Source organism: Enterovibrio sp. QJM3NY_24 (genome assembly GCF_057786035.1).
This window is the reverse complement of sequence record NZ_CM173520.1, coordinates 384,132-405,313: the sequence shown is the minus strand read 5'-3', so window position 1 is coordinate 405,313 and position 21,182 is coordinate 384,132. Positions and strand designations below refer to the sequence as shown.

Annotated in this window: 21 protein-coding genes and 1 pseudogene; 15 read left to right on the top strand and 7 right to left on the bottom strand. The window is 46.5% G+C overall.

Annotated features, from left to right (window positions below):
• Positions 1 to 158 precede the first annotated feature (158 nt).
• The 8 genes and pseudogenes from AC3CIC_RS18285 to AC3CIC_RS18250 all read left to right on the top strand — a co-directional run bounded on the left by AC3CIC_RS18285 (position 159) and on the right by AC3CIC_RS18250 (position 7,212).
• On the top strand, positions 159 to 773 hold the full coding sequence (locus AC3CIC_RS18285; protein ID WP_488516618.1) for a TetR family transcriptional regulator C-terminal domain-containing protein: 615 nt from the start codon (positions 159 to 161) through the stop codon (positions 771 to 773).
• A 597-nt stretch (positions 774 to 1,370) separates the two neighbouring features.
• Positions 1,371 to 2,289, top strand: a pseudogene (locus AC3CIC_RS18280) (IS5 family transposase).
• A 397-nt stretch (positions 2,290 to 2,686) separates the two neighbouring features.
• A complete protein-coding gene (gene catB, locus AC3CIC_RS18275) occupies positions 2,687 to 3,319 on the top strand; it encodes a type B chloramphenicol O-acetyltransferase (RefSeq protein WP_446709097.1) in 633 nt (210 codons plus the stop codon).
• A gap of 245 nt (positions 3,320 to 3,564) precedes the next feature.
• Positions 3,565 to 3,774, top strand: a complete 210-nt coding sequence (locus tag AC3CIC_RS18270; RefSeq protein ID WP_488516617.1) for a hypothetical protein — start codon at positions 3,565 to 3,567, stop codon at positions 3,772 to 3,774.
• Positions 3,775 to 3,803: 29 nt separating this feature from the next.
• The gene (locus AC3CIC_RS18265; RefSeq protein ID WP_488516616.1) at positions 3,804 to 4,085 is read left to right on the top strand and encodes an energy transducer TonB; all 282 of its coding nucleotides are present in this window, start codon (positions 3,804 to 3,806) and stop codon (positions 4,083 to 4,085) included.
• 129 nt (positions 4,086 to 4,214) lie between these two features.
• A complete protein-coding gene (locus tag AC3CIC_RS18260) occupies positions 4,215 to 4,709 on the top strand; it encodes a hypothetical protein (RefSeq protein WP_488516615.1) in 495 nt (164 codons plus the stop codon).
• A gap of 127 nt (positions 4,710 to 4,836) precedes the next feature.
• Entirely contained in the window at positions 4,837 to 5,799 is a 963-nt protein-coding gene (locus AC3CIC_RS18255; protein WP_488516614.1) for a transposase, read from the top strand.
• Between the two features lie 513 nt (positions 5,800 to 6,312).
• Positions 6,313 to 7,212 (top strand): EamA family transporter, encoded by a 900-nt coding sequence (locus tag AC3CIC_RS18250; RefSeq protein ID WP_488516613.1) that lies wholly within the window; start codon positions 6,313 to 6,315, stop codon positions 7,210 to 7,212.
• 48 nt (positions 7,213 to 7,260) lie between these two features.
• On the opposite strand, the gene AC3CIC_RS18245 is transcribed toward AC3CIC_RS18250, so the two are convergent.
• Positions 7,261 to 8,304 (bottom strand): alpha/beta hydrolase, encoded by a 1,044-nt coding sequence (locus tag AC3CIC_RS18245; protein ID WP_488516612.1) that lies wholly within the window; start codon positions 8,302 to 8,304, stop codon positions 7,261 to 7,263.
• Between the two features lie 213 nt (positions 8,305 to 8,517).
• Here AC3CIC_RS18245 and AC3CIC_RS18240 point away from each other — a divergent pair, with 213 nt between their 5' ends.
• Complete coding sequence (locus AC3CIC_RS18240) at positions 8,518 to 8,694, top strand: hypothetical protein (protein ID WP_488516611.1); 177 nt, start codon at positions 8,518 to 8,520, stop codon at positions 8,692 to 8,694.
• A gap of 54 nt (positions 8,695 to 8,748) precedes the next feature.
• A complete protein-coding gene (locus AC3CIC_RS18235) occupies positions 8,749 to 9,021 on the top strand; it encodes a hypothetical protein (RefSeq protein ID WP_488516610.1) in 273 nt (90 codons plus the stop codon).
• Positions 9,022 to 9,117: 96 nt separating this feature from the next.
• On the opposite strand, the gene AC3CIC_RS18230 is transcribed toward AC3CIC_RS18235, so the two are convergent.
• From AC3CIC_RS18230 to uraH, 5 genes are all read right to left on the bottom strand, one after another.
• Complete coding sequence (locus tag AC3CIC_RS18230; RefSeq protein ID WP_394209748.1) at positions 9,118 to 9,906, bottom strand: phytanoyl-CoA dioxygenase family protein; 789 nt, start codon at positions 9,904 to 9,906, stop codon at positions 9,118 to 9,120.
• 218 nt (positions 9,907 to 10,124) lie between these two features.
• Positions 10,125 to 11,492 (bottom strand): 8-oxoguanine deaminase, encoded by a 1,368-nt coding sequence (locus AC3CIC_RS18225; protein WP_488516609.1) that lies wholly within the window; start codon positions 11,490 to 11,492, stop codon positions 10,125 to 10,127.
• A gap of 99 nt (positions 11,493 to 11,591) precedes the next feature.
• Positions 11,592 to 13,025: a nucleobase:cation symporter-2 family protein gene (locus AC3CIC_RS18220; protein WP_488516608.1), complete on the bottom strand. Its 1,434-nt coding sequence runs from the start codon at positions 13,023 to 13,025 to the stop codon at positions 11,592 to 11,594.
• Between the two features lie 133 nt (positions 13,026 to 13,158).
• Positions 13,159 to 14,499, bottom strand: coding sequence for an NCS2 family permease (locus AC3CIC_RS18215; protein WP_016958786.1), 1,341 nt, complete (start codon positions 14,497 to 14,499; stop codon positions 13,159 to 13,161).
• Positions 14,500 to 14,595: 96 nt separating this feature from the next.
• Positions 14,596 to 14,949 (bottom strand): hydroxyisourate hydrolase, encoded by a 354-nt coding sequence (gene uraH, locus AC3CIC_RS18210; RefSeq protein WP_488516835.1) that lies wholly within the window; start codon positions 14,947 to 14,949, stop codon positions 14,596 to 14,598.
• Between the two features lie 486 nt (positions 14,950 to 15,435).
• Here uraH and puuE point away from each other — a divergent pair, with 486 nt between their 5' ends.
• The 5 genes from puuE (at position 15,436) to AC3CIC_RS18185 (ending at position 20,006) form a co-directional block, all read left to right on the top strand.
• Positions 15,436 to 16,368, top strand: coding sequence for an allantoinase PuuE (puuE, locus tag AC3CIC_RS18205; RefSeq protein ID WP_371732534.1), 933 nt, complete (start codon positions 15,436 to 15,438; stop codon positions 16,366 to 16,368).
• 8 nt (positions 16,369 to 16,376) lie between these two features.
• Complete coding sequence (gene uraD, locus AC3CIC_RS18200) at positions 16,377 to 16,892, top strand: 2-oxo-4-hydroxy-4-carboxy-5-ureidoimidazoline decarboxylase (protein ID WP_394209742.1); 516 nt, start codon at positions 16,377 to 16,379, stop codon at positions 16,890 to 16,892.
• 148 nt (positions 16,893 to 17,040) lie between these two features.
• The gene (alc, locus tag AC3CIC_RS18195; RefSeq protein WP_371732535.1) at positions 17,041 to 18,033 is read left to right on the top strand and encodes an allantoicase; all 993 of its coding nucleotides are present in this window, start codon (positions 17,041 to 17,043) and stop codon (positions 18,031 to 18,033) included.
• 35 nt (positions 18,034 to 18,068) lie between these two features.
• Positions 18,069 to 18,602: an ureidoglycolate lyase gene (locus AC3CIC_RS18190; protein ID WP_488516607.1), complete on the top strand. Its 534-nt coding sequence runs from the start codon at positions 18,069 to 18,071 to the stop codon at positions 18,600 to 18,602.
• Positions 18,603 to 18,785: 183 nt separating this feature from the next.
• Positions 18,786 to 20,006, top strand: a complete 1,221-nt coding sequence (locus tag AC3CIC_RS18185) for a urate hydroxylase PuuD (protein WP_488516606.1) — start codon at positions 18,786 to 18,788, stop codon at positions 20,004 to 20,006.
• 644 nt (positions 20,007 to 20,650) lie between these two features.
• On the opposite strand, the gene AC3CIC_RS18180 is transcribed toward AC3CIC_RS18185, so the two are convergent.
• A complete protein-coding gene (locus tag AC3CIC_RS18180; RefSeq protein ID WP_488516605.1) occupies positions 20,651 to 21,097 on the bottom strand; it encodes a hypothetical protein in 447 nt (148 codons plus the stop codon).
• Between the last annotated feature and the right edge of the window lie 85 nt (positions 21,098 to 21,182).

Below are 21,182 nucleotides of genomic sequence, written 5' to 3'. Positions count from 1 at the left end.
TGTTTTAGATATCATATCGGTCCTTTGATATTTGCCCGCTTCTTTCACGACGGGCTTTTTTTTGTTTCATTTATCGTGAATTCCACCAGTGCGACTGGATGATTTGCCGTTGATTCATTAGAGTTGAGCTAAGCACTTAATGAATCCATGGACGGGTAATGTCACGCATCAGGGCGAAAAATCAGGAAAAGATCATCGACGTTGCCAGCCAACTGTTTGCTGAAAAAGGTTATGCTGCCACGACAACCGCCGAAATTGCCCAACGCGCTGAAATCCCCAAGCCCAACCTCTATTACTACTTCAACACCAAAGATAACCTCTACCGCGCGGTATTGGAGAGCGTCACCTTGCCGTTGCTCGAAGCCTCATTGCCGATTGAGCAACTGGATGACCCAAGAGAAGCGCTGACCCAATACATTCGCACCAAACTTCGAATTTCTCGTGACCACGCCTCCGCATCAAAAACCTTTGCTGCCGAAGTCATGGCCGGTGCGCCGCATTTGCCGAGAGACATTGCAGAAGCCTTGATCGATCAATCCAAAATGATCCTCAACAAGTTTGAATATTGGATTACCCAAGGCTGGATGGACCCTGTTCCCGCCAAGCATCTGATGTTTATGCTTTGGTCTTCCACCCAAACCTACGCTGACTTCAACTGGCAGATTTGCCAAGTCTCCGGACAATATGAACTCGACGACGAAGACTTCGAACAAGCCGCAGAGTTTTTGGTCAATCTGGTATTGAAAGGGTGTGGGGTTAGGCATGCCGATTGATGGCTGGTTTTCCTTTAACTCCCTGAAATAGTTGCAAAGATAGTCTTGCTTCACAACCTCCTTAATTTGTTGATTAAAAACTCAGCACCCGCGCTTAACTGCGACGTAAATCATGCCGTGATTTATGCACTTTGTGGTATTTTTGGGCTGGTAAAGTAGGCAGTGATGTTGGGCAGTTTGGGGTGTTGCTGTGGGGCGAGGTGGTTGTGTTTTGAATGCGTCGGTTTGGGGTGTATATTCGTAAAAATCAACCACTGGTTAGATGCACAGTGGTTGAGCGCGAGGTGTATAATATCGAAGCAGGCCGTTTTGGGGTATTTCTCCATGAACATATTTTGAAATGTGGTTAAAACTATTAAAAATTAGTATGTTACAAGAATTCACCTTTTAACGTACTGTTGTTATCGGACAAAATGGGGTGTTTAAACGCCCCATTTTGGGGTCTAATATAATGTTAGCTGCCTGTTCTTTCTTGATGTACTTGGTACGAAGTTTGGTAGCTAAACCTGCTTTTCATAGCGGCGTTGTTTCCTAAATCATTGAACTAATCCCAATAGCCGCGATCAGATCATCAGGACCTCAAACAGGTAGATGATGATGGGCAAATCCAAGCACAAGATCAGCAACTGGAAAGAATACAACCAAGCCCTGAAAAATCGTGGCTCGGTCACCTTTTGGATTGATGCTGCTGCCATCAAATCTTGGCGCTGCAATAAACACCATGGGAAGCGCGGTCGGGGTTTTCAATTCAGTGATGCATCGATCGAGACGGCATTGATGATCAAAGGAGTTTTCAAGCTCCCTTTGCGAGCACTCGAAGGATTCATTAACTCGCTGTTTGTGCTCATGGATGTTCCACTGACGTCTCCTTCTTATAGCTGTATTAGCAAGCGAGCAAAGACCGTCGAAGTTCACTATCGTTCTCCAAGCCGTGGGTTTTATCGCTCATGTCGTCATCGATGCCACTGGTCTAAAAGTGTATGGGGAAGGTGAATGGAAAATGCGTAAGCATGGTAAAGAAAAACGCCGAGTATGGCGTAAGTTGCACCTCGCTATTGATGCCGCTACGCACGAGACCATTGCTGCTGAAGTGAGCTTGGATAGTGTTGGTGATAATGAAGTCTTACCGACGTTGTTGAATCCGCTTCGTCGAAAGGTTCAACAAGTGAGCGCTGACGGTGCTTATGATACTAAAGCGTGCCATCGTGTATTGAAAAATAAGGGGATAACACCCACCATTCCTCCGAGAAGTAACGCAGGTTTTTGGGAGGAAGGGCATCCTCGAAACATAGCTGTAAGCGCCTTAAAATCGGGTGATCTCGCCACGTGGAAACAAGAAAGTGGTTATCACAAACGGTCATTGTCAGAAACGGCGATGTACCGCTATAAGCAGTTACTCAGTCCAAAATTGACGTTAAGAGATTACAACGCACAAGTCGGAGAAGCGTTAGCGAACGTCAAGGCAATGAACAAAGTCATAAGACTCGGTATGCCTGTTAGAAAACCAACTGGTTAGGCCGTTAAAATCAAATAGGATCAATTCGTTAGCTTAACGATTTGATCAACAAGGCCTTTCATAGCAGGTGGTTTAAATGGGTCTGACTTTACATTTCAAATTGTCTGTTGGTTAAAGTGTTTGTTTTATCGGTTGAAGCGCAAAATTCAAATCAAAGGGCTTTTTCTTGGTGGTTAACTCAAGTCATTTGGTTTGTGTTTAAGTCATTCTTCTTGTTCAAAAGGGTGGTTGGCGGCAAGCCGCGCACAATCGAATCTTGCGCTAACAAGGCTATCAACAGGACGCAATTTCGGTTCGGTGTTTTTAAAAGCATCGTGAATACAATGGTTTAAGCGGTTTTTGGCGGTTTGATATGCGCCTGTTATCGCGACGTTATAAGCTTAAAAGAGGATTTAGGTTGAACAATTATTTTGAAAGCCCTTTTGTGGGTAAGTCACTGAAAGAACAGGTGACCAATCCTAATATTATTGTGGGTGAGCATAGTTACTATTCTGGCTATTATCATAATCATAGCTTTGATGATTGTGCTCGTTATTTATTGGCTGATAGAACGGATATTGATAAATTAATTATTGGTAGTTATTGCTCAATTGGTTCGGGTGCTGTTTTTATGATGGCAGGCAATCAAGGACATCAAAATAATTGGGTCAGTACGTTTCCGTTTTTCTATCAAGAGAATGAAAATTTCTCGGACGCTAAAGATGGTTTTGAACGTTCAGGGGACACGGTAATTGGTAATGATGTTTGGATTGGCACTGAAGCAATGATTATGAGCGGTGTAAAAGTCGGTGATGGTGCAATTATCGCAAGTCGAGCTGTCGTAACTAAAGATGTCGCGCCTTATTCAATTGTTGGCTCAAATCCAGCTAAACATATTCGTTATCGTTTCACTGAAATTGAGATTGCTCAGTTGTTAGAAATGAAATGGTGGCAATGGAGCGATGACCAAATCAAGGGCGCAATGAGTTTAATGTGTTCGTCAGACATCAGTGGTCTTTATAGTTATTGGCAAAATCAGAATCGCTTATAACAAATGCATCAACACGATTTGCTACACTCGGCGTTGTCAGTTTGCCTTTGGTTTCAGTGATTAAGGTAGTAAAATTCAGCTAAGTCTGTATCGTAGCAAACGTGTTATGCAGGCGTTATACGCTGTAATTTTACTTACATGTAAGCAGCGACTTTGAGCGCCAAACCACAGTAGTTTTCTCAACTAAAAAGCGGTTTGGTTTTGGATCGCCGCTCATCATTGAAAGTGTTGCAAACAAGCCATCAATGGCCAGAAAAGACCAAGCATCCCAAGGGCTGCTTGCAAAGGCAAAAGGCGAGGTTCGGCTATTCAAACAGATTGGGTGGCTGCTTTATAACAAAGGTTTTCAAGGCGGACGCAAAACGCACCCGCAATTTTTGTTAAATCAACTTATGGCGTTTAAGATGGCTTTTTTGCATGAAGCTAATGTTTTTCGCCCCTTAAAACGACGTTAGCATTACTTGGCAGAACGGATAGTAGGGATATGATACGGAGCTGTTTTCTCGTTCTAGTGTTACTTTTAGTTGGTTGTCAGAGTAATTCAGCCGCTTCACAGCAACACTACGTTTTACTTACATTCGATATTGATGAAAGTGGCTCGCCCGAAAATATTCAAGTCATTGAATCAATTCCAGATTCAAGGCATGACGTTTTAGCAATTGAAGCATTGCGTAAATGGAAATATTCGCCTTATATAGTCAACGGACTTCCATCAAAAAGGTTAGGTCAGCGAGTTAAGTTAGAATTTAATACTGCGGAAAAGTAAAGCTAACAAGCAAATAAACAGGGACGTTTACTCGTGGCGCAATTTTCATAGAAACACCGTGATTTAGGTGTTTCAATCAGTTTGTGTTAGTAAACGCCCGTTATTCGAACGTTAGGCTAAAGGATGTAAATGAGTATATCTGAAATGATTTCTATCGCAGCCATAGTGGTGGCGTTTGTTACGTTTGTTGCTACAAATGTATGGAATAGCAAAAACCATAGGAAAGATATCAAAAAAGACACTATTTTGAGCATTTCTGGCGCTTTGAATCGACAAACTCAATTAGTAGTGAAAATGGCTGACCCGAGCATGGATCAGACTGAAATCAATCGAGTGCTATCCGAAAACGAATACATATTTGGCCAAATGTACACTGCGGTCAGTGCAGAAACGTCCAGTGCAGTTCTTTGCTACTTAGCTGATTTAGCAGAGACTTTTTACGAATTAGGTTTGAAAAGACACTCTTCAAACTTAGATCAACAAAGCACATTCCTATTTGCTATCCAAAAACATTCCGATCATATGAAGCAATTGCCTACAGTTATCGTCGTACTAAAACAAGAGCTTGGAATTAAAGGTGGCGTATCGGAGTTAGTGCTGAATAAAGGGGACAGGCACATTTAGAAAGGCATAGATTTGTCAGTTTCATGGCTTTGTGCTTTTAGGCTCAAAGGCAATGCTCAAAGATGAATGGTTAACTGTTGAACGATATTATCTCTGTATCGTTTAATAGATAGCCACTTTACTGCTAATGACAAAAGCCCGCGCCTCTCTCATCAGTGTCGACGCCACCCCTTATTATCACTGCGTTTCGCGCTGTGTTCGCCGCTCTTTTCTCTGCGGCTACGACGAACAAGCACAACAATCCTACGAACATCGCAGAGGCTGGATTGAAAAACGGTTGTTAGCGTTGGCAAATGCATTCTGTGTCGATGTTTGTGCTTACGCCATTATGAGCAATCATTACCATGTGGTTCTTCATATCAATACGGAAAAAGCCAACGAGCTGACGCAAGGTGATGTTGTTGAGCGCTGGTTGGCGTTTCATCAAGGGTCTTCACTTATCCAGCGTTTTATTCAAGGTGATAAACTGTCAGAGGCAGAAGCTGAACTATGCAGCGAGATCATTGAAGTATGGCGGGAGAGGCTTACTTCGATTAGCTGGTTCATGCGGTTGCTCAATCAACATATCGCGTCAGAGGCCAATAAAGAAGACAAATGCACAGGCCACTTCTGGGAAGGACGGTTTAAAAGTCAGGCGCTGTTAGATGAAAAAGCCTTAGCGGCAGCGATGGCTTATGTGGATTTGAACCCAGTACGCGCCGCGATCGCAGACACGCCGGAAACGTCTGACTTCACGAGTGTGAAAGCGCGAATTGAAGCGATAGAGACTGATAAACCTGGCGCTGTAGGGTTGCTGCCTTTTGCGGGAAACCCCAGAGAAAATATGCCTGATGGTATACCTTTTCGCTTGATGGATTATTTAGAGTTGGTTGATTGGACGGGGCGTCAATGCCGAGAGGATAAGCGCGGTCATATTGATGATCATGAACCTGAGATACTCAACCGCCTAGGGTTTGATTCCGCTGAATGGCTTAGTACCTACGCGCAAGTTGAAAAGGGAACCTTGATTGGCTCTGAATCATCCATCAAAACAGCGCTGCCCTTGCTTGGACGAAAACGACTTTGCGGGTTTCGCATCGCTGCTAGCTAGCATCGGCAACACTTCCTGCAAGCACTAATAATCACCACATTGGTGATTTTCGCATACCTGTTATATGTCGATCTCCTTTGAAATCTAGTTTGAACCTCTTTTATCCAGTTTCAAAAGCTTGCTACTAGCCAATAGTAGGAAGGCATATGAAATGTATTTTCCATTTTTTAATAATGACTGTCCCAACAAAGAGTAGGAAGGCATATGAAATGTATTTTCCATTTTTTAATAATGACTGTCCCAACAAAGAAAAAACAGTCGCTAGTACCAACAAAGATCATTCTCATATTTTCACTCGCTTTTATAAGACGGCTGTAAGGGTGAGGGGATTGAATGTGTTTATTGGATGTTTTGGCTGGGTGTTAGCCTTTCTTTTACTTGTGTTTTTCTACGCTATCAACTCTACTTCACCTCAGGCTGGTGATTCGCGCCAATTCTCTATTCTATAAATTTAGCGCGTGGGGTAGGAACGGTTTTTAAACACCGAAACCATGGCTAACAGCAGGAAAAAGCATGACCGTAAAAGATTTGTTTTTGGCGCTGTTCGTTGTTGTCGTTTGGGGAGTCAACTTCGTCGTAATTAAAGTCGGGGTGAGCGAAGTACCGCCGTTTCTATTGGGCGCTTTGCGTTTTAGCTTGGTGGCGATACCCGCGATTTTCTTTGTTAAACGGCCAAATGTACCGCTGCGCTGGTTGTTGTGTTACGGGCTAACCATCAGCTTCGGTCAGTTTGCGTTCTTGTTCTTTGCTATTAAGAGCGGAATGCCTGCGGGTATTGCTTCTTTGGTGCTTCAAGCGCAGGCGTTCTTTACTATTTTACTCGGTGCGTTGTTCTTGTCCGAGCGCCTTAAATGGCATCATATCGTCGGGATTATTGTCGCCTCGACCGGTATGTATTTTCTCGCAGGCACAGAGGGCAGCAGCGACGTTGCTGTCGGCCTGTCGTTTACCACGATGTTGCTGACTCTTGCCGGCGCTTTTTGCTGGAGTTTGGGTAACATTTCAAACAAAGTGATCATGCGTGATAACAAGGTTCCTGTGCTGTCGTTGGTGGTATGGAGCGCTTTAATTCCAGTATTGCCTTTCCTTGTATTCTCTTGGTTTTTTGAAGGCAAAGAGGCCATTGTATATAGCCTGCAAAATATCCGGTTCCAGTCTGTTTTCTCTATCTTCTATCTGGCCTTTGTCGCCACGATAATGGGGTATGGTATTTGGGGTTATTTGCTGGGCCGTTATGAAACGTGGCGTGTCGCACCGCTTTCATTGTTGGTGCCAGTGGTGGGGATGATCAGTGCTGCCGTGTTGCTGGGAGAAACCTTGAACGCGCAACAGGTTTTTGGTGCTGTTGTGGTGATTGTCGGCTTGTTGCTGACGGTGTTTGGCGGCTCACTCAAGCGGTTACAACGGGGCTAAAGGAGATGAGGGGATCAAACACCCCAGATAGGCATATATTTGTCAATTTCACTGTTTAAACGAAGCGTCGATAAACCGAATCCCTCGATCAATTTGTTCTCCAACTTTGTCGATGTGTCCGCCCTCAAAGACATGATGGGTGATGGGAATCTCTAACTCTTCAAACGTTGCGATCATCTTCTTGAAGTTTTCTAGAATCGGTTCGCCTGCTGCTTCGCCCTCATCTGAGCCGATCTCGGCATAGATAGGTAATTCGTCTTGCGCGTTTATATCGCGGTCGCCAATGGCTGTGTATTTACCCTGCTTATTGATGAAAGGCGCACGTTTTTTAGCAATGGCTGAAAGGTGAAATTGTTCCAGTGCTCGCATCGCTGCGTCCATGTCGCGAATGATGTAAGAGGGAGGATTACTCCTGTCCGGTGCAATGGCACGAAGAATGGCAAGATAGGCATAGAAAAACCACTCACACTCTTCGCCTTTGGTGAAAGCTTCTACCTGATTTTTGAAAAACTCAGCATGTTGTTGGTAGCGATGCTCGCGCATTATCATTCCACCAGGGCTTAATGCCGCACATGCTTGATATAACTCTGGATGAAGCATTGTTGCGTAGAGTGCGCCAAATCCCCCCATTGAATGTCCACAAATGCCTCGTTTCCCCTTTTTGGCACGGTAGCGGCTTTCAGTTTCATTAATCATGTCTTGCGTCAGATAATCAAAGAAATTGCCAGAAATGGGAGAGTTGAGATACCAAGCGCCTTTGATAGACGATCTGCCATCCACGGCGACAACGACCATGTCTTCGATTTTTCCGCGTTCGCCCAAATTATTCATGATGTGTCTAATGCCCGGATTGGTTGCGGTTTGGTCAAACCAACGCTCTGGATGGCTGTCCATGCCATGAAGCATGTAGACAATAGGATACTCGCGCTTTGGACTCTCGGCGTATGACGGGGGAAGGTATACGACGATATGGCGTTCAGCATCTTCGTTTGCAATGTTGCTTTTCAACGAGGCGGCCACAAATGAAAATCGCTCTACCACGCCTTGATAGTTTGTCGTGTTGTTGCTGATAAGAGCGGGATCGCGATTCATTGTGTCGTCCTCAATGGGCTGAAATTACCTCATTTGAGCACAGCGCTTGCAGATATCGAGCATTGGATAATATTGATGCGACTCAGGTAGCACCGAGCTAAATGTTTGTGGCTACGCCATGATGAATAATCATGACCATGGGTGTGTCGTTTACGTTGTGTTCAGAAAGCACAGGTAGTCTGAAGGTAGACAAAATAATGAAAGGAAGTGCTAATGATCAATTCACTGGGAGCCGTTGCAGCGGGAGCGATGTTGTTTGCTGGAGCAACAACAGAATGGGTCAATACGGAAAGCACCTCTGCGTTTAGCTCTAAGGTGGCGTATGAGGCGATATCTCCGTCCTCTTATCCTTCCAGTCATTTGAATTTTCATGCCGATACCGAAAGCTAGATTGGTCTGTCATGCAAGGGGGAGAGCACGCGTGTGTATTTTGGCTTAACCAATATGCCAAAAATGTTAATGCATGATGATCCCTTGATTGCGAAGGTAAGATTTAACGATGACGTTAGAGAGATCTCGATTAGTCAGCCTTCAAGCCAACATTATTTGAACCCGACAGCGAGCGATCAGGCTTATCTGTTGGAAGGCATTCAATCTTCCGATACTTTGTCCCTTGAACTTACTTGGTCAAATATCGGCAGTGTTCAGTTTGACTATAGTTTGGATGGTGCAAAATCATCGATATCGACGATGAAAGCGCAGTGTAAAGAGGCGTAAAACATGATGCTGAGGTAGGGCGGTTATCTCTAACGATGAGGTTGTCAGCGGTCAGAAAATCCCCTTTTGGGGATTTTTCACTTGTTTTCAAAGTCTCTAAGCACACGCCAATGATTTCAGGTTCATCGTGTTAATAAACAATCTTGGGTCGGCAAGCTTGTTCAGCATGGCGAGGGTAGGTAGACAGTCATCATCAATGTAATCGATATAATCTGCCGCTGAATCAAAAATCAAGATATCCCACGCCAAACGATCTAACCCGTATAGGCCGCGATGGATCATATCGGCGGAGAAGACCAACAGATCACCCGCAGCCAGTGGAATTTTGATCCCACCCGAGATCTCGTCATTGCTTACCTTACCGTTTTCTTCTTGGCGAACATTGTGTTCTTCTTCGCTGTCCCAACGTTTGTGTGTACCGGGAATGATCTCCATGCCGGGTTCGTCAAACAGTGGAACCCGCAGGTGCGTGACTTGAGTGTCCTTTATGATTCGTTTTTGGTCTTCAAGGTCATAGTCATACTGACAGTCGCGGTGCCAGAAGTCTTTTTGTTCCGGATTCACTGGGTTGAAGAACAATTGCGTGTTCATGAACACAGGGTTTTCCGGTATAACCGCATTGACCACATTCATGATTTTCTTGGAGCTGATGAACTCAAAAAGTTGGGTTCTGTCTTCATCGGGCAGATATTCACTGCCAGTGATCAAAGACGAGTTAAATGCTTCTTCTCGATAGAATCTTCTGTTGTCGTCTTTCCACAGTTCGTGGAATTTGAGGATGACTTTTCTTAGTGAAGCAATTTGAGCTTCATCGAAATAATTTCTGAGAACAAAGTAACCGTGTTCATCGTAACGGTTACTTAATTGTTGGCTGTTTTCTAACACTGACTACCTTCACACTTACTGTGCCGTAACTGACCACGGCGATCTTGGGCGCATGATGCCAGAGAGGGCGCTTTCTACCAAGTGAAATGCTGCACGTAGTGGCGTGTTTTCATTGCCACGTTTTAAGGTGACTAACGTTTTATTCTAATCACCAGATGATTCGAATAAGGCGGTTTATCAAATCATCATGTGATTTGAAGCTACTCAGAAAACCACACTCATCGTTTTAACTGTTGTGCCTTTTCCGCCAATCTCCGCGCTGCGGCGCGATGCTTCACCATCAACTCTTGTGTATCGACACCAATGAGTGCTCCGTCTTTCACGCGCCATTCTCCATTCACCATGACTCTGTCTGCACGGTGGGCGCCACACAACACGAGAGCGGCAAGTGGATCGTGACTGCCGGAGAATTGGATTTCATCGAGTTTGAACATCGCGATGTCTGCCAGCATGCCTTTGGACAGAGTCCCGATGTCACTGCGGCCAATGTTTTTTGCAGAGCCTTGGGTTGCCCAACGGAAAGCATCGAGATGACTAACCTTGGCGGACCCGTATCGTAGGCGCTGAATATAGGTCGCCATTCGAAGTTCATTAACGAGGTTTGAACCGTCATTGGAGGCGGAACCATCCACACCAAGCCCAACCGAAGCGCCCGCTGCTTCGAGTTCCAAATTCCGACAAATACCCGAAGCCAGCATCATGTTTGAGCTCGGGCAATGGCAAATGCCAATACCGGCCTGACCCAATCGTTTGATCTCTTCATCATTAAAGTGAATACCGTGTGCGAGCCATGTTCGGTTGTGAAGCCAGCCGACATCTTCGAGGTAATCGACAGGTCGCAGCCCGAATTTTTCTAAACAAAAGGCTTCTTCGTCGATGGTTTCGCAAAGGTGGGTGTGAAGCATGACATCGTGTTGTTTGGCGACGCGTGCGGTTTCTTTCATCAATTCTGTGGTGACTGAAAATGGCGAGCAAGGAGCAAGAGCAATGTGTGTCATTCCACCCAATTCAGGTTGATGGTAATCGCGGATCAAACGTAGGCTGTCATCAATAATGGCTTGCTCGGTTTGAATGGTGTGCCTTGGTGGTAGGCCACCTTGATCTTCACCAAGGCTCATTGATCCACGCGTAAGCACGGTGCGCAATCCCAGTTTTCGCGTGGCTTCAACTTGAATGTCGATGGCGTGTTCGAGGCCTACTGGTATCAAGTAATGGTGATCGGACGCGGTTGTACACCCTGAAAGTAACAGCTCTGCTGACGCGAGTTCTGTGCCTAAACGCATCATGTCTTCATCAAGCCCTGCCCACACTGGGTACAAGGCTTTGAGCCAATGAAACAGCTCTTTGTCCAGTGCATCGGGATAGGCGCGAGTCAGGGTTTGGTAGAAGTGGTGATGCGCATTGATCAAGCCGGGTAACACGACATGTTCTGAGGCATCCACAATCTGATCGACATTGACGGATGGTAGGGCGTTCTGCGCGACCAGTTCAACGATAGTATTACCTTCAATCACCACACCACCGGACGCGTCTTCGTTAGTGGCTGTCCAAATTGCGAGGGGAGATTTAAGCCAGATTGTCGCCATATGAGAAGATCCTTTGTCGGTGAAGTCAATGTGATTGAGAACAGAGTCTTTGAAGAAAATCGCCCCGAATGAACGGGGCGATAGCGTGCTAGGTGAGGATTAGGGTGTCGGTTTGGAATCCTCATCGAGTGACGCGTCTTTTTGCGCGGCAGCGCGAACCATCACTGGGTCGGCAGTGTCTTCGTTCAATGGCTGAGTGTGTTCGCTGTTCATTTCTTCCTCTTCGGCTTCACGCTCAGCGGTCACATCTTCTTTCGACTTTGGTAAAACAAGATTCAACATCACGGCGACAATCGTGCCTGTGGTGATACCGGAGTGAAGAAGCTGCGCAATATCGTGATGTAAATGCTGGAGTAACGAAGGTTTAATGGTGACGGCTAAACCTGCTGCTAGCGATACGCAAATCACCAAGGCGTTACGACGCGTATCGGCGGCTTTCACCAGCATGCGGATACCCGCGTAAGCAATCATCCCGAACATGACAAAACCGACACCACCCAATACAGGTTTCGGTACGGAGACGGCTAACGCGCCGAATTTAGGGAATAAGCCTGCAAGGATCAGCAATGCGCCAGTGGTGCCAACCACAAAGCGACTTGCTACCCCAGTAATGCCCACAATACCGACGTTCTGGCTGAACGATGCCAATGGCATGGCGCCAAATAAAGAGCCAACGGCACTGCCGATACCATCACCTAACAGTCCACGCTTCAGATCTTTACCGGAAATGGTGCGATGACAGTTACTGGCTAGGGCAAGGAAATCTCCTGTCGCTTCTGCAATCACGACGATGTACGCAAGGCACATGCCTATGATGGCCGACCAAGAGAAACTGAGACCAAACTTAAAGGGCTCTGGCGCAGCAAACCAGCTTGAATTGTGGAGCTGATCGAGATTGACCATGCCCATACTGAGTGCGACAAGGTAACCACCCGCCAAACCAATCACGATGGCTGATGCTGCCACTCCGCCTTTGGCATAGGTCGAAACTAAAAGGACAACCAATAGCGAAATTGTAGCGAGAAATAGCTTCGGCAGTGTGGCGAATTGATCGCTGCCTGCGGGGGCATCACCAATCCAATTCATCGCGACGGGTAATATCGTTAAACCAATCAAGGTAACCACAACGCCACTGACAACGGGAGGAAACAGTTTTCGGATCTGCTCCATGAAGAAGGCTGAAACAATGACCAGACAGGCACCCACGAGGGCTGCGCCCATTATGCCGGAGACCCCATCAGCTTTGCCTATCCCGATAGCTATCCCCAAAAAGGCGAAACTTGACCCCATAACCACGGGTAACCGAATACCCACTGGGCCTAATCCAAGGCATTGAACAATAGTAAAGGCACCAGAAACGAATAGTGCTGCGTTAATCAGTGTCACGACATCACCGGCAGGCAATCCGATGGCGCTGCCGACGATGAGAGGGACAGCAATAATGCCCCCAATGGAAGCAAGCATGTGTTGCAGTGCCAGCAAGAATGTTGAGCCTGCTGGTGGCCTGTCATTTAACTCGTAAAGCAATTTCATAGTGTTTTCCTCTTACTGTCTCGTTCCCTTCGACAGCGATGATAGTGAAATTCCGTTTACCCTTGATGCTGATTGAAAGGTTGTCCAATCCTAAAATAGAAAAAAGGGACCTCTGCGGGTCCCTATGTTTTTGTTATCCAAGAATGATAAGTTTGAATACAAAGAGAATGCTCAATGCATACATGGCGATGGAAATATCTGAGAATTTTCCGGTGCCTGCTTTGAGTACGGTGTAAGTGATGAAACCCAATGCGATGCCGTTTGAGATTGAAAAAGTCAGTGGCATCATGAGCGCGGTAACAGCAGCGGGGACGGAATCGGTAAAGTCATCCCAGTTGACGTTCTTGATGCTGCTCATCATGAGAAATGCGACATAAATCAGTGCACCAGCCGTGGCGTAGGCAGGGATCATTCCTGCCAGCGGCGCGAGGAAAATGGCGGCCAGAAACAACAAGCTAACCACAACCGCCGATAAGCCAGTACGCGCACCGGCAGAAACACCTGCCGCACTTTCAACATAACTGGTGACAGGAGGACAACCAAAGCAAGCGCCGATGACGCTCGACAGACTGTCTGCTTTGAGCGCCTTTGGTAGCCCATCTATTTTACCGGTTTCTTTGTTGACCAAGTTTGCGCGCTCAGCCACGCCCATTAGCGTACCCGCGGTATCGAACATGTTCACGAAAAGGAAAGCGAGAATGATACTGATCATGCCGACATTGAACGCGCCTGCGATGTCCATGGCCATAAATGTTGGGGCAATACTTGGCGGTGCGGAAAAGATACCGTTGTATTCGAAAAGACCGAGCCCAAGGCCAATGAGCGTCACGCTGAATATGCCGATGAGCACGGAGCCAAAGACCTTCTTCACAGACAACACGGAAATAATGAAGAAGCACACGGCGGCAAGAATGGCAGGGGGCTGAGTAAAATCTCCCAGTGTCACCAAGGTGGCCGAGCTACCGACAACAATGCCTGCGCTTTTTAACCCGATAATGCCGAGGAATAGGCCGACCCCCGCTGTCATGCCATAACGCAAACTGGTGGGAATACTTTCGATGACCCATTCACGGACACGTGACACGCTGAGACCCACAAAGATCACACCTGAAATAAACACGGCACCGAGTGCGACTTGCCAGCTATAGCCCATTTCGCCAACGACGGTGAAAGCAAAAAATGCGTTCAACCCCATCCCTGGCGCAAGACCAACAGGCCAGTTCGCAAATAGTCCCATCATCAAAGTACCGATGGCTGCGCCTATGCAGGTAGCGACAAAGAGCGCACCGGGATCCATGCCAGACGCTGACATGATGTTCGGGTTCACGAAAATGATATATGCCATGGTGGCAAAGGTGGTGATCCCGCCAATAAACTCGTTCTTTACTGATGTGCCGTGTTGGCTGAGTTTGAAGAACCGCTCCAGAAAGCCACTCTTTACTGATGTTTGTTCAACAGTGCTATTCTTGTCCATCGTTTCCATCCTGTTACTTCTGTCCAATTTCACTAAGAACCTGTTCGCGCTTTCTATGTCGATTTAGTCCTGTGAGTATTTGCGAGGGGCGTTTTTTCAGCTCCCTCGATAAGTCGAAAAGCTGTACGGAGAAACCAGCAGCGGAACATGAAAGTGAGCGCTAGGGTCGTCGATACCGAACCGTATCACCACGTCATCAAGAAAAGGAATATCACTTAACGTGACACCTGTTTTGTGGAAATAACCGGCGGTATTGAACTGCAATTGATACTTTCCCTTTAGGAAGTTTGTACCTTCGAGTAACGGTTCATCCGTTCTTCCATCAAGGTTTGTCATTGTGGTGACGACATGTTCTAGACTGTGACCAGAGACCCTGAATAGCGTGACTTCTATCTCTGAACCAGGTTTACCTTTGCTTGTATCCAAAACATGTGTTGTCAGCTTTCCCATCTTCACTTCGTCCTTCATGAGTAACGGTTCCTTTGTGCAATGGCGTCGCATCAGTGACGTCAACCCGATTGATACAGCTTCCTGCTGTATTGGTCCGTTAAATCAACGTTACCCAGTAGCAATGAATTCTGCCGTATGTGCACATCTAATAACTAAAATGTACACAATAGTTAAGTCTTGTAAAGGTCAAAAAATACGCAGTGCTAATTGTGAGAATCTGGGAATAAATACCGTAATCAAAGGGGTTAGCGTGAAAAATGGCAGTTAATCTAGACAGGATCGAATTGTCGAAAACATGAAGGCGGCAACATTTTGTTAACTTGTTCTTGTAAATTGTATACAAAATGTAATACTAAAATTGAGCTTGCCAGTGAATGGCGAAACCCGCTTTTTGTGAACTTCGCTGACATCGACTTGATAAGCAGGGAAATGGAAGTGACTAAACACGCAAGATTTTGACGCAAATATAATGATAGGAATGGCGCGATGAGTAGTGACTATCCTCGAGATCTAAAAGGCTATGGCGCCCATCCTCCTCACCCAAGATGGCCAGGGGAGGCTCGGATTGCGGTTTCATTTGTACTCAATTTTGAAGAAGGTGGCGAGCGCTGCGTTTTGCATGGAGACCGGGAATCAGAAGCTTTTTTGTCTGAAATACCCTCAGCACAACCTCTGGCTGGTGTTCGTCATATCAGTATGGAATCAATGTATGAGTATGGATCGCGTGCAGGCGTGTGGCGTGTTCTTCGCTTGTTTCGACAACATGAAATCCCATTAACCATCTTTGCCGTGGGCATGGCAGCAGAGCGAAGCCCTGATGTGATCAAAGCCATGGCGAACGAAGGCCATGAAATTTGTAGCCACGGCTATCGTTGGATTGATTACCAATATGTGCGCGAAGAAGACGAACGCGCAGACATGACCAAAGCTATTGAAGCGATCGAGAAGACAACAGGCGAGCGACCAGTAGGTTGGTACACCGGCAGAACAAGCCCAAATACGCGTCGGCTGGTGGCTGAAGAGGGCGGTTTTCTATATGACTCTGATGCCTATGATGATGATTTGCCTTACTGGCATGAAGATGGCACGCCACCGGGTAAACCCCAACTCGTTATTCCTTATTCGCTAGATGCCAATGATATGCGCTTTTCAACCGTGCAGGGTTTCAACTCTGGCGAACAGTTTTTCCAGTATCTTAAAGACAGTTTTGATGTCTTGTACGAGGAAGGGTTGGATGCACCCAAAATGCTGTCTATCGGTTTACATTGCCGTTTGATTGGCAGGCCTGGACGACTGGCTGCGTTAAAGCGCTTCGTTGAGTACGTGAAACAGCACGACAGTGTATGGATCACGCGTCGTGTCGATATTGCCAAACACTGGCATCAGCATCATCCGCATCCATCGATGACCAAGGAGTAGGTAGCACAATGGGATTATTTTCGACCTGTCGCCCAAGTGAACAAACGAAAGATCAGTTTGTTCAAACCTTTGGCGGTGTGTATGAACACAGCCCTTGGGTTGCGGAACAAGCTTATGGCGACGGGCTGGACCAAGCCTTTAACGATCAGGATGTTCTGCATGCTCGAATGGCACACGTTCTGAACAATGCTGACGAAGCATCTAAAATGCAGGTGATTTTGGCTCACCCTGATTTGGCCGGACGCGCTGCGCAAGCTGGTGAACTGACGGCTGAATCGACGACTGAGCAGGCAAGTGCGGGCATTGATCAATGTTTGACCGAAGAATTTGTGCGCTTTACGGATTTTAATCAGCGCTACAAGGACAAGTTTCAGTTCCCTTTTATCATGGCGGTAAAGGGGGCAAATCGGCATTTGATTTTGGACGCTTTTGAGCGTCGTTTGGAAAATGACGTTATCACCGAATTCAACACAGCGATTGAGGAAATCAACAACATCGCTTTGTTCAGGCTACGTGATTTGTAGCTCTCTGGCCGCCGTCTGTTAACGACTAATTAATGTAGACGGCGAATACAGCGTCTCGCAAATTGAAGCTCGCAGGAAACCGGCTTTTGGTTTCCTGCCACAGTGAAAGGAAAAAAGACGCTTCTTACTCTTGAAGGAAGCAACGGAAATGGATAATCGTCCTGATTTCACCAAGCTCGTCAATCTCGCCAGCAGCAGGCTGGGCTCGCAAGCAATCTATGCGACTGACGACTTTTTTGCAGACAAACAGCGCCTTGTCGATGATGCCCCAGCAGAATGGAAAGAAGATGTTTATGACGAAAATGGCAAGTGGATGGATGGCTGGGAATCACGTCGTAAGCGTGAAGAAGGCCATGATTACTGTGTCGTTAAATTGGGTCTGCCGGGAAAAGTTGTCGGTGTCGATATTGATACCGCTCACTTTACTGGAAACTATCCGCCGTCCGCGTCATTGGAAGGGTGTTATTGCCCCGATGGCGAACCTGCAACCCACCAGCAGTGGGATGAACTCTTACCTTCTTTAGATCTGCGTGGCGACAGTCATCATTTTGCAGATGTTTCCTCTCAAAAGCCTTGTACGCATGTTCGATTCCACATCTATCCAGATGGTGGTGTTGCTCGATTGCGTGTGTATGGTCATCCCGAAATGGATTGGGATCGAGTGAGTACTGAGCAAGAGTTAGACCTACTTGCTGTGGAAAATGGCGGCAGGGCGTTAGCGTGTAATGATCAACACTTTGGTCATATGAGTAATCTCATTATGCCGGGCCGTGGCGTAAATATGGGTGACGGTTGGGAAACCGCGCGTCGACGTGTACCCGGTAATGACTGGGTTATCTTGTCGCTGGGCCATGCAGGTTTGGTTGATCGCATCGTTGTCGATACGGCGCACTTTAAAGGTAATTACCCTGACAGCCTGTCTATTCAAGCCGCTTTTGTTGAAGGTGGTACGGACGATCAAATCGCGACACAAAGCTTGTTCTGGCGCGAACTTCTGCCCAGTCAAAAATTGTCAGCCGATAATATCCATGAGTTTGCGGATCAACTGAATAGGCTGGGCACTATCTCTCACGTTAGAGTGAATATTTTCCCAGATGGTGGCATCAGTCGAGTGCGCGTATTTGGTCGAAAATCAGACTGAAAAACAGACGCGTTGCAGACAGTCATAGGATGAAAATGGACATGGAAAAAGATATTGCCCTCGACAACATGATTACGTTGACGCCGGTACCGCTGACGCAAGAAAAGTTTGCGCCATTTGGAGACGTGATTGAAGCAGAAAATCGAGACTTCTTCATGATCAACAACGGTTCTACACGTCGTTACCACAAACTTGCTACCACACAAGTGGATGAGGGGAGTGGCGTGGTCATCAATATTTTTGAGGCAACACCGCTTTCCTATCCGCTTTCTATCAAGATGCTGGAGCGTCACCCGAAAGGCTCACAGGCATTTATGCCGCTGCTTGGTCATGACTACTTAGTGTTAGTTGCGCCCGTGGGTGAGGAGCTGGATCCGCGCTCGATCCGCGCTTTCTATGCCAAAGGCACGCAAGGGGTGAATTATCACTGTGGCGTGTGGCATCACCCTGTACTGGCATTGACGGCAAAAGATAGATTCTTGGTGGTCGACCGAGAAGGTACGGGGAATAACTGTGACGAGTTTTTCTTTTCAGAACAAACACGTGTGATATTAGCACCTGAATTGTGATTTTGACTTATCAAAGCCAAGCGATTCCTGCTTTGCTTAAAGTGAGCGTCAATATCTGAGAAAAAACAGTAAGGGATGACGTAGCCGATAATGTACCCAAGCAATGCCAAGATGCGGTTTTTCAGTGAGCATTGAGTGCGTATTGAATGGGTATGATCAACGGCATCCGAAAAGGAGAGTGTAATGGATCCTTATATCACGGAATGGCTCAATATAGCGGTTCGCTGGATGCACATGATCACTGGCGTGGCATGGATTGGTGCGTCGTTTTACTTTGTGTGGTTGGAAAATAACTTAAATCGACAAAACCCGCGCGATGGTTTGTCTGGTGATTTGTGGGCCATTCATGGTGGCGGTATATATCACTTAGAAAAATACAAACTCGCGCCTGAAAAAATGCCAGAAACCTTACACTGGTTTAAATGGGAAGCTTACTTTACGTGGCTCACGGGCATGACCCTGCTTTTCATCGTGTTCTACGCCAATGCTGATATTTACTTGGTGAAACCGGGGTCAGAATTTAGTTCAAGCACGACAGTCATGATTGGTATCGCGTCACTGGTTGCTGGTTGGTTTGGCTATGACGTTCTCTGCAACTCGGCATTGGGTAAAAAGCCAATGCTATTGGGTGTGGCGCTGTTCGTTGGTTTGGTGTTCGCCGCTTGGGCATTGAGCCTCGTGTTTAGCGGTCGTGGCGCTTACATCCATGTTGGTGCCATTATCGGTACCATTATGGTGGGTAACGTGTTCCGAGTGATCATGCCTGGGCAACGCGCCTTGGTGAAAGCGATTGAAGAACAGAGAGCGCCTGATCCAAGCCTTCCAGCTAAAGCGTTACTGCGTTCGCGACACAATAACTATCTCACGTTGCCTGTGTTGTTCATCATGATCAGCAACCATTTTCCAAGCACTTACGGTCATGAGTTCAATTGGGCGGTGCTGGCAGGTGTTTCGTTGCTCAGTGTTTTGGTTCGCCATTACTTCAACACGCGACATGCGAGCCAAAAGTATGCATGGACATTGCCGGCGGCAGCGTTGGGAATGATTTGTTTGGCGTATGTATCAGCGCCAGTATCTTCGCCGATTTCTCCTTCAGGCTCTGCCCCTGCGACAGCAGGAGCCAATGCAGAATCTCAGAATACGCTGGCGTTTATTGAAGTGAAAACCATTATTTCGGAACGTTGTACGGTTTGTCACTCCCAATCGCCGACACATCCCGCTTTTGCGGTGGCTCCTGCGGGTGTGATGCTCGATACGCCAGAACAAATTCAGCTCGAAGTGACGAGGATAGTCGCCCAATCGGTTTCCACAAATATCATGCCTCTGGGTAACTTAACGAAGATGACGCAAGAAGAGCGAGATCTGATCGGCCAATGGGCGTCCTTGGGAGCAGCGATTCAATAGTACTGTTACAAAATATTAGTATCACCCGCAAAAGCAAACTTTAACCACCTCTAGATGAGGTGGTTTTTTTGTTATATCTGCGGTAAATCAAGGATTTTAAAGGCGATGTGCAGATAAACTCCGAATTGTCGAATCGCGTTAAATCATGCCCTTCAACATGGCATCGAAATTAGATGTAAATTTTTTAACATTTGACGAGATCTGGTTACGAGTTTTGGTTATACTCGCTGCCGAAAAAACAACCTTATGTTGTTACCTTTTATTACTGTGGCTTAATGCTGCCTAAAAAAATCTTGGAGAACCCCGTGGAAACTATTCTTGTCATCGCATTCATCTGTGCAGCATTTGTGATTGTGAAGAAAGAACGCGCATCACGTGCGTAAAATTGGATTACGCTGAGTAAGTACATCTTTTGCTTCAATTTTTGTCAGCGTAAACCAAACTAACACGTTATTTTAATGGCTTATCCTAGTGCAGGGTAAGTGAGAAATAAAAAAGCAGAGCCGATTGGCTCTGCTTTTTTATTTTTGTTCATCTAAGCTGACATTACAGTTGGACGTTGGCGGTGGATGCGTTACTCGCTAACAAGAACCTCGGTGTCTGTGAGTGTCGCCAAATGTCCACGTATTGCACGTTCTGCTTCTTCAGTCATGCCATAGATATCGTAAAGGTCCGACGACCGACACACCGTTTTCTTCGGTACTACTGAATATCATTCCCGTTGCGACAGGTTTACCCGATTGCATCGCTACATAGAGCGCCACATTTATGCCATCAGGAGTGGGAATGTCTGTCAGCGACAATTGAGACAAATATTCGAGCATCGCGGCATGTTCTGCTTCAGGCCACTTTTGCGCTAAAGTGCGTGCGTAGCGAACCATCAATGGATGGCAATCCACAGCATAAAACGAATAACCTTCAACCGGCGCTGAGACAGCAGCTCGTTCGACTTGCTTAGGTTCTGTTTCGGCTACTTGATAGCATTTCAGACCTTGAAGGCTCTCAGGCGTTGGGTATTGAGCGTTTTCAACATGGCTTGCCATCCAAAAATGCTTTTTGCGGAAGTGAGAAAGAACAGCGGCGTCGCTCATGGTGGCTCCTGTGCCAGCTAGGCATCTTGCAGTTGAGCATCGATAATAGCTCTATGGCGTTAAATAACAATGCTCAATCCAAAGA